11 protein-coding genes and 2 pseudogenes are annotated in these 11,438 nt (G+C 32.3%); all 13 read left to right on the top strand.

All coding sequences use genetic code 11. The features are described from left to right. Window positions 1-775: ATP-binding protein (locus tag HGPT_RS04980; protein ID WP_040542640.1), on the top strand; the 775-nt coding region annotated here is incomplete at its 5' end. Next, window positions 768-1,253, top strand: a complete 486-nt coding sequence (locus HGPT_RS04975; RefSeq protein WP_019138745.1) for a PcfB family protein — start codon at window positions 768-770, stop codon at window positions 1,251-1,253. The genes HGPT_RS04980 and HGPT_RS04975, both read left to right, overlap by 8 nt. After that, the gene (locus HGPT_RS04970; RefSeq protein WP_019138744.1) at window positions 1,250-1,984 is read left to right on the top strand and encodes a phage antirepressor KilAC domain-containing protein; all 735 of its coding nucleotides are present in this window, start codon (window positions 1,250-1,252) and stop codon (window positions 1,982-1,984) included. The genes HGPT_RS04975 and HGPT_RS04970 overlap by 4 nt, the downstream gene beginning before the upstream one ends. Further along, the gene (locus HGPT_RS04965; RefSeq protein WP_019138743.1) at window positions 1,977-3,773 is read left to right on the top strand and encodes a VirD4-like conjugal transfer protein, CD1115 family; all 1,797 of its coding nucleotides are present in this window, start codon (window positions 1,977-1,979) and stop codon (window positions 3,771-3,773) included. The genes HGPT_RS04970 and HGPT_RS04965 overlap by 8 nt, the downstream gene beginning before the upstream one ends. Window positions 3,774-3,791: 18 nt before the next feature. Continuing rightward, the gene (locus HGPT_RS04960; RefSeq protein WP_019138742.1) at window positions 3,792-4,067 is read left to right on the top strand and encodes a hypothetical protein; all 276 of its coding nucleotides are present in this window, start codon (window positions 3,792-3,794) and stop codon (window positions 4,065-4,067) included. 190 nt (window positions 4,068-4,257) lie between these two features. Then, entirely contained in the window at window positions 4,258-4,569 is a 312-nt protein-coding gene (locus HGPT_RS04955) for a hypothetical protein (RefSeq protein ID WP_000373439.1), read from the top strand. Between the two features lies 1 nt (window position 4,570). After that, window positions 4,571-4,702, top strand: coding sequence for a Maff2 family mobile element protein (locus tag HGPT_RS08880; protein WP_000394205.1), 132 nt, complete (start codon window positions 4,571-4,573; stop codon window positions 4,700-4,702). A 717-nt stretch (window positions 4,703-5,419) separates the two neighbouring features. After that, window positions 5,420-7,279 carry a group II intron reverse transcriptase/maturase gene (ltrA, locus tag HGPT_RS04945; protein WP_019138741.1) on the top strand — a complete coding sequence of 620 codons (1,860 nt, stop codon included), beginning with the start codon at window positions 5,420-5,422 and terminating at the stop codon, window positions 7,277-7,279. A gap of 165 nt (window positions 7,280-7,444) precedes the next feature. Then, window positions 7,445-7,534: pseudogene (locus tag HGPT_RS08875) on the top strand (Maff2 family mobile element protein); the annotation flags it as partial. 10 nt (window positions 7,535-7,544) lie between these two features. After that, window positions 7,545-8,408, top strand: coding sequence for a VirB6/TrbL-like conjugal transfer protein, CD1112 family (locus tag HGPT_RS04940; protein ID WP_019138740.1), 864 nt, complete (start codon window positions 7,545-7,547; stop codon window positions 8,406-8,408). Window positions 8,409-8,417: 9 nt separating this feature from the next. Continuing rightward, entirely contained in the window at window positions 8,418-8,708 is a 291-nt protein-coding gene (locus tag HGPT_RS04935; RefSeq protein WP_002838520.1) for a hypothetical protein, read from the top strand. Between the two features lie 2 nt (window positions 8,709-8,710). Beyond that, window positions 8,711-9,121, top strand: a complete 411-nt coding sequence (locus tag HGPT_RS04930) for a PrgI family protein (protein WP_019138739.1) — start codon at window positions 8,711-8,713, stop codon at window positions 9,119-9,121. Then, window positions 9,012-11,434, top strand: a pseudogene (locus HGPT_RS04925) (VirB4-like conjugal transfer ATPase, CD1110 family). The gene HGPT_RS04930 and the pseudogene HGPT_RS04925 overlap by 110 nt, the downstream one beginning before the upstream one ends. Window positions 11,435-11,438 lie beyond the last annotated feature (4 nt).

The following is an 11,438-nucleotide window of genomic DNA, read 5'->3' as shown; positions in this document are numbered from 1 at the left end:
ACATATCTATTGCAAGGTATGTGGTACAAGAGTAGATGGAGAATTACTTGACCTTGGATTTACAAAGTTTATTCCTAGAATTAAATGTGAATGTGAAATAAAAAGAGATAAGGAAAACGAAGAAAGAGAAAGACTGATGAGAATATCGACATTGAAAAGAGATTGCTTCTCATCACCTATCCAACACAAATATAATTTTGAGAAATACTTAAATGAAAAAGGTCAAGCTTACAAGGTTGCTTACAATTATGCTAAAAGCTTTGAGCAAATGAAAGAAGACAATGTTGGACTGTTATTTTATGGAGATGTTGGAAGTGGAAAGACTTATCTTGCTTGTTCTATTGCAAATGAATTAATTGAAAGAGAACAAGTTAAAATTAAGATTATGAATTTATCTCAAGTTATAAACCAAATACAAAAATCAGCATTTAAGCTAGATTCAAATGAAATTATAAGTAACATCTCTAATATTCCTTTGTTAATCCTAGATGACCTTGGAATTGAAAGGGATACATCTTATGCAAGAGAACAAGTATATAACATTATAAACACAAGATACTTAAAGGGTAGGCCGACAATTTTTACTACAAACTTATCATTGGAAATTATTCAAAATCCTAATATTGAACTTGAGTATCAGAGGATATATTCAAGAATACTTGAAATGACAATACCAGTTAAAGTTACGGGAGAAGATTTTAGAAGAAAAATCCATCAAGAGAAGTTAAGAAAATACAAAGAGTTACTTTTATATGGAGGTGGAATAGATGATTAATGAAGAAGTATCAAGGTCGAGTCTTAATCTTGAAGTAAGACTTGCAAAAGCAACAAGTAAAGCAATTCTTTATGCCTTAAAGAAAGTACACAAGCAAATAGAAGAACAAGGAGGCTTGAAAAATGTAATAAAAAATAACGGAGAAGAAGTAAAGCTAAAGGATATGGTTAAAAAGGGACAGTTAGAAGAAATTAATCTAAAAGATCCTGAGTTAAAAGAATTAAAGAAAATTTTAAATAAACACGGAGTGAAGTTTTCTGTTATGAAAGATAAGGAAACTGGTAACCACTCTGTGTTTTTTCAATCTAAGGATATAAAGGTAATGGAACACGCCTTTAAAAAAGCAGTTAAGGCTTCTGAAAGAAAGGCCGATAGAAAAGATTCAATAACGAAGACTATAAATATGTTTAAAGATATGGCTAAGGAAACTATCAGTAAAGATAAAGTTAAAAATAAACATAAGGAGCAAAGCTTATGATAAGTAATTTAAAAACATTTGAAAATAAGAATTTTGGGAAACTCACTGTTATAGAAAAAGACGGTGAGTTTTTCTTTATAGCAAATGAAGTAGCAACTATGCTAGGATATGTCAATCCAAGAAAAGCTGTTTATGACCATGTAGATGAAGAAGATAAGGGTGTAACGAAATGGAACACCCCTGGTGGAATACAGAATATTTCAATAATTAATGAGTCAGGATTGTATTCACTTATCCTCTCATCAAAACTACCACAAGCAAAAATATTCAAAGCTTGGGTAACTAGAGAAGTCTTACCAAGTATTAGAAAAAATGGAGGATATATAGTAGGGCAAGAAAAGAAAACTAATGAAGAGCTACTTGCAGATGCAATTCTTGTAGCCAATAGAATTATTGCCGAAAGAGAAGAAGAGATTGAAGAATTAAGACCAAAGGCAGACTATTATGACAAATTAGTAGATTATAACCTACTTACAAACTTTAGAAATACTGCCAAAGAGTTAGGAATACCACAAAATCAGTTTATAAGTTTTTTAATGGATAAGGGATTAATTTACAGAGATAAGAAAAGAAAACTCTTACCTTATGCAGATAAGAACAAGGGATACTTTGAAGTTAAAGAATGGGTTGATCCACTAGGTACACTTGTAGGAATACAAACATTTATAACACCAAAGGGAAGACACTACCTACTAATTTTATTAGATAGTGAAGGTTTCTACGATGAATAAGATATTAGAAGCCATTCTTTCTGATATTAAAAACCTAATTAAAATAGACAACCCAAAGAAATTTATATTATCAAACATTCCTTATCTATCATTTTGCTACATTGGAAATATCTTTTCCAAGCACATCAATTCTTATGTAGGAGGAGATATTATTGATAGAATAATGGTGGGAATTTCTGATATAGGAACTTTATCTTATATACCAAGCCTTAATCCAAGGGACTTGCTAGTAGGTATTTCAGTTGCTGGTCTTGTTAAGCTAATTGTTTATAGCAAAGGCAAAAATAAAAAGAAATATAGGCAAGGCAAGGAATATGGATCTGCAAGATGGGGAGAAAGCAAGGATATTGCTCCATATATTGACCCTAAGTTTGAAAACAATGTACTAATAACTAATACTGAAAGACTAACAATGAACTCAAGACCTAAAAATCCTAAATACGCTCGAAATAAAAATGTATTAGTAATAGGTGGTTCTGGATCAGGTAAGACAAGATTTTATGTAAAGCCAAACCTAATGCAAATGCACTCTTCCTATGTAGTAACAGACCCTAAAGGCACGCTTGTGTTAGAGTGTGGAAAAATGCTTTATGAAAATGGATATGATATAAAGATATTAAATACAATAAACTTTAAAAAATCTATGAAATACAATCCATTTGCATACTTGAGAAGTGAAAAAGATATTTTAAAGCTTGTTCAAACAATTATTGCCAACACCAAGGGAGATGGAGAAAAGGCAGGAGAAGATTTTTGGGTAAAGGCTGAAAAGTTATATTACACTGCCCTCATCGGTTATATATATTATGAAGCACCTGAAGAAGAAAAGAACTTTAAGACACTTTTGGATATGATTGATGCTAGTGAAGTTAGAGAAGATGACGAATCCTATATGAACCCAATTGATAGGCTCTTTGAAGCTCTTGAAAAGAAAGACCCAAGTCATTTTGCAGTTAAGCAATACAAGAAATATAAGCTGGCAGCAGGAAAAACTGCTAAGTCAATTCTCATATCATGTGGAGCAAGACTTGCACCTTTTGATATAAGAGAGCTTAGAGAGCTAATGAGTGAAGATGAATTAGAACTCGATAAAATTGGAGATAGGAAAACTGCCTTATTCGTAATAATATCAGATACTGACGATACCTTTAACTTTGTAGTTTCAATAATGTATTCTCAATTATTTAATCTACTATGTGATAAGGCAGATGATGTGTATGGTGGAAGACTTCCTGTTCATGTTAGGTGTCTACTTGATGAGTTTGCAAATATTGGTTTGATTCCTAAATTTGAAAAACTAATAGCGACAATTCGTTCAAGAGAAATATCGGCAAGTATAATACTGCAAGCACAATCTCAATTAAAAGCAATTTACAAAGACCATGCAGATACAATAGTTGGTAACTGCGACTCTACACTCTTTCTAGGAGGAAAAGAAAAAACAACAGTAAAAGAATTATCAGAAACCTTAGGAAAAGAAACCATAGACCTATATAACACATCAGAAACAAGATCAAATCAAAAATCTTTTGGACTAAATTACCAAAAAACTGGCAAGGAACTTATGAGCCAGGATGAAATAACTGTAATGGATGGTGGTAAATGTATATACCAACTAAGAGGAGTAAGACCTTTTTTGTCAGATAAATTCGATATTACAAAACATAAGAATTACAAGTTGTTGGAAGATTATGATAAGAAGAACTTGTTTGATGTTGAAGAGTATTTAACAAATAGAGATAAGGTAAAGTTAAAATCAAGTTATAAAATAAATAGATTAAACATTTGATTTTATGGAGAAAGCAAAATGTGTGAAAATAGAAAATCATCTTTAATTATATTAAATATAAACGGTGAGCAGTTTATTTTAGAAAGTGATACAGAACTCACTATGGATAAGAAAAATTATATTGAAGCAATATGTGAGACAATGTACGATGAAAGCAATGAATGGTATGAAGATATATACGATATGTCCCCATATGATATAGCTGAGCTATTTGAAAAAACAGTAAAGGACGAAGTAGGAATAACTGTTACGTTTAAAGCGATAGACCTTGAAGTATCGATTTTAGAAGACTAGAAATAAGGTGTTAATAGGCGATAGAAATTAAAAACTCTATCGTCTTTTTTTATACTCAAAATTAGGAGGTAAAAATGGTAAGGATAAGAAGTCCCACTTAAAACAATTTAATATATAAGACATTTAGCGATTGAAATATAAGTTCAGTCGCTTTTTTAATTGAAATTTTTAGATTAAGGAGAAGTATTTAATGGATAGAGAAATGATAAATATTAATGCAAATTTAGTTAAGGAAGCTGAATTTTCAGAATTTGAAAAAGATGGAGAAAATGTTCAAGTAGCAAATTTTGCTCTTGTTAAAAAATATGGAAAGGGCAAAGAATATACAAATTGCTCAGTATATGGAGAAAAGGTAGAAATTGCAAAAGAATTTGAAAAAGGAGATCTAATCCATGTCTTTGGATATTTCAAAGAAAACAAAAAAGGAGATAAGGTCTACAAGAATTTTATAGTTAAATCACTAAACAAAATAGAAAATAAGAAAGAAAACGAGGAGGAATAATATGGAATTTTTTACAGCTGGAGTTGGAGTTTTAAAGACACTTGTAACTGCAATTGGTGCAGGTTTAGGAGCGTGGGGAGTTATTAACTTGATGGAAGGTTATGGTAATGATAACCGTGCGACACGTTCATAAGTGAAAAGCTTATGCACTAAGTTTAAGGACATAAAGTCCGAAACTTAGGAGAACTAACAATCTAATAGGTAGAATGATGGAGTAACGCCCTAAAATGCCTACACTGATACTCCGATTGGCAATAAATATTAGACTAATTTATTGTCAAAAGCTCGGTGAAGTCGGCAGAGAGTAGCCGTAAATAGCTATATAGTTATACGAAACCTGTTTAGAGGTAAATGGTGCTACCTATATGCCGGGTGTCGAATACGCATGGTGAGAATGTGTATACCAAAACACTGACGCACTTCCGAATGTACAAGTCTAGACGTTTGAATTTGTCTAACGGCAATTACCATCAAAGATGGTGTGTTTGTGGATTAGTAAGAATGGTTGTTATGAAAGTCCATATATCGTTACAGGCGATAAGGCGAGAGCTAAACACAGGCTTAGAGGAAGAACCTAAACGTATTCAATGATAGGATTGTTGGAACGTGGTAAACCAAGAACATGGAAGCAGTCTAATGCTAATGAAGTGTTAAATGGGAAAATGATAAGAAAAAGATCATATAACTATTTTTTATCTTGGTGAAAGTGGTGGCATAGTACCTATGAAGCGAGAATAATAAGCTCGTGGAGGGATAGCCACTAGTCACAAGAAAGAACAAGAACTGAAATTAAGATAAACACAGCTTCGAGTATGACAAAGAAAATCAAATCCGAAAGGAGATGGTGCCTGTGTCCACTTCGAAACAAAGATTAAAACAAAATAAAATCCGTTATACGGAATATTATGACTTGCAAGAAGTCCTTGATAATCTATATAAAGATAGCAGTGAGAATAAAGTATTTTCAAATTTAATGGGGTTAATAACTTCAAGAGAAAATATAAAACTAGCCTATCGAAGTATAAAAGGAAATAAAGGCAGTCACACAGCAGGAGTAGATGGAAGAACAATAAACCATCTATCAAAACTAAATGAGGAAGAATACATTTCTCTAATACAAAAACAGTTTCATTGGTATAAGTCCCGCCCTGTAAAAAGAGTGGAAATACCAAAACCTAATGGAAAAACAAGACCGCTTGGAATACCAACGATTGTTGATAGAATTGTACAACAATGTATTTTACAAATTTTAGAGCCAATATGTGAAGCGAAATTTCACGACAGTTCTTATGGGTTTAGACCTAATAGGAATACAGAACACGCTATTGCAGAATGTGCAAGGCTAATGCAAAGGCAGCATTTACACTATGTAGTTGATATTGATATACAAGGATTTTTCGACAATGTATGTCATTCAAAACTCATAAAACAAATATGGCACTTAGGAATAAGAGATAAAAAGCTAATTTGCATTATCAAGGAAATGTTAAAGGCTAATATTGTAATGCCAAATGGTGAAACAATTATACCTACAAAGGGTACACCTCAAGGAGGTATTTTATCCCCATTGCTATCTAATATAGTACTAAATGAGTTGGACTGGTGGGTTTCATCTCAATGGGCAACAATGCCAACGCATTATCCATATAAACAAAAGACTAATAGCAAAGGAACGGAAATAAAAAGCCATACCTATAGAGCTTTAAGGTCAAGTAAGCTCAAGGAAATTTACATTGTAAGATATGCTGATGATTTTAAAATATTTTGCAGTAATTACTATGATGCAAAAAGGACATATCAAGCAGTGAAACAGTGGCTTGAAGATAGGCTTAAATTAACAATAAATGAAGAAAAATCAACAATCACGAACCTAAAACAAAGGTATTCAGAGTTTTTAGGCTTCAAGCTGAAGGTTAAACCAAAAGGTAAAAAGTTTGTTGTACAGTCGCATATAAGTGATAAGGCATTGAAAAATGCAAAAGAAAATATTTCTAAATGTGTTGCGGATATAAAAAGACCTGCAAATGAAAAAGAGCAGTACAAAGCAATAGCTAGGTATAATGCCACTGTTTCAGGCTTGCATAATTATTGTCAAATAGCAACAAATGTGAGTTTAGACTTTGCTAAAATAGCCTTTCATATTAAAAAGCAAATGAACAACAGGCTTGACTTAAAGACCAATGGGATATTAAATAAAGGATTTATCAAAGATAAGTATGGAAAAAGTAAACAACTTCGCTTCCTTAACGGACACCCATTAATTCCAGTGGGGTATATCCAAACTAAGGACGCAAAACACAAGAAAAAAGATATAAACAAGTACACTGTAGAGGGTAGATCTTTAATTCATAAAAATCTACAAATTGATATAGACACTCTTGTTTGGTTAATGAAACACCCTGTACTTGATAAGAGTATAGAGTATGCAGACAATAGGATTTCGCTCTTTGCAGCTCAATATGGAAGATGTTTTGTAACAGGGAATAAATTAACACCAAGTGATATACATTGCCACCATAAACTACCACTTGAAAAAGGTGGTACAGACAAGTACAGCAATCTAATTCTTGTAACAGAAAAAGTGCATATACTAATCCATGCAACAAAAGAAGATACAATTCTAAAATATGTAAAAGAACTTGCCTTAACAGGTAAGCAAATTGAGAAATGTAATAAACTTAGAGAAATGATAGGATTGCCAACCATTTAAAAGAAATAACTAGTTGTTGAGAAGTGTGTAAATCTTAATTAAAACGTGAAAATCTTTCTTGTGATGGGGCGCCGTGTGCGGTGAAAGTCGCATGCACGGTGCTAAGCGGGGGAAAAGCTGGAAACACTGAAACTGTAGGCTTACCTATCGCAATCTGGTGCTAAATCTCAAGGTATTAAGCAGCTTATGGCTGGTGGAGGAATTGTACTAATTGGTATCAAATTAATTCCACTACTTGCAAATGCTTTAAATTAGGAGAAAGTCTATGTTTGGTATCTTTGACAAGCTAACTGAATTTTTTAAGGATATGCTACTCGGAGGTATCAAAGCAAATCTTGAGTCCATGTTCTTAGATATAAATGACAAGGTAGGAGTTATTGCAACTGATGTTGGGAAGACACCAATGGGTTGGAACGGAGAAGTATATAACTTCATAAAAAACATTAATGATAATGTGATTGTTCCAATAGCAGGTCTTATCATAACAGCAGTTTTATGTATTGAACTCATAAATATGGTTATGCAAAAGAATAATATGCACGATACAGACACTTTTGAGTTTTTCAAATACATTATAAAGATGTTTATAGCAGTCTACCTTGCAAGCCATGCCTTTGAATTTTCAATGGCAGTCTTTGATGTGGCACAAAATCTTGTAAACAAAGCGGCAGGGGTAATCACTACTTCTGCCACTGTTTCAGGAGATCAGATAGTTGCAATGGTTGATACATTAAAAGAAAAAGATGTTGGTGCATTAATAATGATATTAGTTGAAACAAGCCTAGTGAGGATTGCAATTCAATGTATATCTTTAACTATTACCTTAATAGTATATGGGCGTATGTTTGAAATATATGTCTACTCATCAGTATCATCCATACCATTTGCGACTATGGGAAATAAAGAATGGGGTCAGATTGGAACAAATTATATCAAGGGACTTTTTGCCTTGGGACTACAAGGTTTGTTTTTGATGATATGTTTAGGTATCTACACCGTTTTAATAAGAACGGTACAGGTTACAGATATTCACGCAAGCTTGTTTAGTATATTAGGATATGCTCTACTACTTGGACTTATGATGTTTAAGAGTGGAACAGTTGCAAAAAGTATTATGAATACGCACTAGGAGGAATAAATGTTAAAAAAGAAAAATTGTGCTTTATTGGGACTTGGAATTTTATTGGGAGGAACTTATGAAATCTTAAAAGAGAAAAAAAGAAATGAAGAGATTAGAAACTTAAAGAGGAGAATAAACAGACTCGGAAGATGTCATAATGAATTTGTTATGTATCAAGGAGAATACAATGACAGAAATGAAGAAAAACAAGAAGAATTAGAAGAAAGAATTAGCTACCTAGAAGAAGAAACAACATCTAATTATGACCATATACTTGAACTTTCCAAAGAAGAAGTAGAGGGAGATTAAAAATGGCGTATGTACCAATACCAAAAGATTTGGACAAGATTAAAACAAAGGTTGCCTTTAACTTAACCAAAAGACAACTTATAGGTTTTTCGGTGGCAGGACTAATTGGCATACCAACTTATTTATTTATGAAGAAATATCTACCTAATGATGTTTCTATCATTGTAATGCTAATAGTAACCCTGCCAATCTTTTTTATAACCTTATATGAAAAAGACACCTTAACTTTTGAAAAATATTTTAGATTTTTCTATCTTCATAAGTTTTATCAACCAACTAAGAGAATAAGAAAGGAGGCATACCTTGAAGCAAAGAAAAAAGCAAATCAGCGACTTAAATCTAAGGGAAAAACAATTAAAAAAAGACAGAAAGGAAGTAAGAAGGCTAAAAACAAAGAAAGATCCAAAAAATAGTCTTCTAAGTGTACTTTTAAAGAAAGAGAAAAAGAGATTTACTGTTGAGGATACAATTCCCTATATAAGAATGTTACCAGAGGGCATTTGCCAGTTAGATGAAAAAAATTATTCAAAGACAATTTCATTTCAAGATATAAATTACCAGTTGGCATTGGAAGAAGATAGAGATTTAATCTTTAACCAATTTGCCAACTTTTTAAATTCTTTTGATCCGAGTGTCCACATTGAACTTTCTTATGTAAATCAATTAGGAAGAAATAAAGACTTACAAGACGCAATTAAAATTGCTGATAAGGGAGACTTTTATGACGATGTAAGAAAAGAGTTTAGAGAGATGTTAAAACTTCAACTTGCAAAGGGGAATAACGGACTTAAAAAGATGAAGTATATAACCTTCACCACAGAAGCCGATAACTTAGAGCAAGCAAGAGCAAAGTTAAATAGACTTGAAGTAGATATTTTATCTAACTTTAAATCTATGGGAGTAAGAGCAGAGAGTCTTGATGGCGAAGAAAGGTTAAGACTTGTTCACGATATGTTAAATCCAGACAAAAACTTTGATTTTTCATATAAAGATTTGAAGAAGAAAGAGTCTACAAAATCACATATCACTCCCAATATCTTTAATTTTGCACCAGCAAATAATTTTAAATTTGGGAAATTCATTGGAGCTGTAAGCCATTTTCAAATACTTGCAAGTGAGTTATCAGACAGAATGTTATCTGAGTTTTTAGATATTGATGACAATATTTATGTAGCTTTTCATATAGATGTAGTTGAACAAGCAGAAGCTATTAAACTTATTAAGAGAAAGAACACAGACCTAGACAGAATGAAAATTGAAGAACAAAAGAAAGCAGTTCGTGCTGGATATGATATGGATATTATTCCTTCAGATATAAATACTTTCGGAGCTGATGTTAAGTCTATGTTATCTGACTTACAAAATAGAGATGAAAGGCTCTTTGTAGTTACCATAGTAATGATGAATTTTGCTAGGACTAATCAAAAATTGGAAAACACTATTGCTCAAATCTCATCAATTGCTAACAGACATAATTGTCAAGTGAAAAGATTATCTCATCAGCAAGAGCAAGGACTTGTTTCTGTCTTACCTTTAGGAGTTAACCAAGTCGAAATAAAAGATTTTTAACTTCATCATCAACGGCAGTATTTATGCCTTTTACAACAGAAGAGTTATTTATTGATTCGGCAAATTCCTTGTACTATGGCTTAAATGCCCTTAGCCAAAACTTGATTATGGCAGATAGAAAGAAACTAAAGAACCCTAACGGATTAATATTAGGTACACCAGGTTCTGGTAAATCTTTCTCGGCAAAGAGAGAGATGGCAAATGCAATTCTTGTCACAGATGATGATGTAATTATTTGTGATCCTGAGGGAGAGTATTCAAACCTTGTAAAACAATTTAATGGAGAAGTTATTAAAGTTTCAGCAAAATCAAAGGACTACCTAAATCCACTAGATATTAATATGAACTATGGAGATGGGGACGCACCTTTAAAGGATAAGGCAAACTTCATAATGTCAATGCTTGAACTTGTAGTAGGAGGATCTGGTCTTACTGCTGCAGAAAAATCTGTTATAGATAGGTGCTTACCAAAGATATATCAAAAATATTTTGAAGACCCAAAACCAGAAAATATGCCAATATTAGGAGATTTATACGATATGCTCCTATCTCAAGAAGAGGGAGTTGGTAGGAAGCTCGCAACAGAAATGGAAATTTATGTTAAGGGAAGTCTTAATGTCTTTAATAATAGGTCAAATGTTGATCTAAATAGACAACTGCTCTGTTTTGATATAAAAGAGCTAGGAACACAACTTAAAAAAATAGGTATGCTTGTAATTCAAGACCAGGTTTGGAACAAGGTTTCCCTTAATAGAGGAAGCAAGTCTACAAGATACTATATAGATGAGTTCCACCTTTTATTAAAAGATCCACAAACTGCTTCATATTCAGTAGAAATCTGGAAAAGATTTAGAAAATGGGGAGGTATTCCAACAGGTATAACTCAAAACGTAAAAGACCTTTTAACAAGTCAGGAAATTGAAAATATCTTTGATAATACAGACTTTGTTCTAATGTTAAATCAAGCATCTGGAGATAGAGATATTCTTGCTAAGAAATTAAAAATATCGCCTTATCAGTTAAACTATATAACTAATTCAAACGCAGGTGAGGGACTATTATTCTTTGGAAATACTATTGTTCCCTTTATAGATAAATTCCCTAAAGATACCATGTTATATAAGCTAATGACAACAAAACCAGAAGAAGCTAAGTAGGTGT

It is taken from the genome of Peptoniphilus timonensis JC401, assembly GCF_000312025.1.
Classification (GTDB): domain Bacteria; phylum Bacillota; class Clostridia; order Tissierellales; family Peptoniphilaceae; genus Peptoniphilus_A; species Peptoniphilus_A timonensis.
Note: the sequence above shows the minus strand (reverse complement) of the source record. Positions and strands in the feature narration are given on the sequence as shown.

Excerpts from the sequence above, each read along its gene's own strand:
- HGPT_RS04935 (WP_002838520.1), top strand. The coding sequence starts at position 8,418 with ATGTTAAAAAAGAAAAATTGTGCTTTATTGGGACTTGGAATTTTATTG.
- HGPT_RS04930 (WP_019138739.1), top strand. The coding sequence starts at position 8,711 with ATGGCGTATGTACCAATACCAAAAGATTTGGACAAGATTAAAACAAAG.
- HGPT_RS08880 (WP_000394205.1), top strand. The coding sequence starts at position 4,571 with ATGGAATTTTTTACAGCTGGAGTTGGAGTTTTAAAGACACTTGTAACT.
- HGPT_RS04970 (WP_019138744.1), top strand. The coding sequence starts at position 1,250 with ATGATAAGTAATTTAAAAACATTTGAAAATAAGAATTTTGGGAAACTC.
- HGPT_RS04960 (WP_019138742.1), top strand. The coding sequence starts at position 3,792 with ATGTGTGAAAATAGAAAATCATCTTTAATTATATTAAATATAAACGGT.
- HGPT_RS04975 (WP_019138745.1), top strand. The coding sequence starts at position 768 with ATGATTAATGAAGAAGTATCAAGGTCGAGTCTTAATCTTGAAGTAAGA.
- HGPT_RS04965 (WP_019138743.1), top strand. The coding sequence starts at position 1,977 with ATGAATAAGATATTAGAAGCCATTCTTTCTGATATTAAAAACCTAATT.
- HGPT_RS04955 (WP_000373439.1), top strand. The coding sequence starts at position 4,258 with ATGGATAGAGAAATGATAAATATTAATGCAAATTTAGTTAAGGAAGCT.
- HGPT_RS04940 (WP_019138740.1), top strand. The coding sequence starts at position 7,545 with ATGTTTGGTATCTTTGACAAGCTAACTGAATTTTTTAAGGATATGCTA.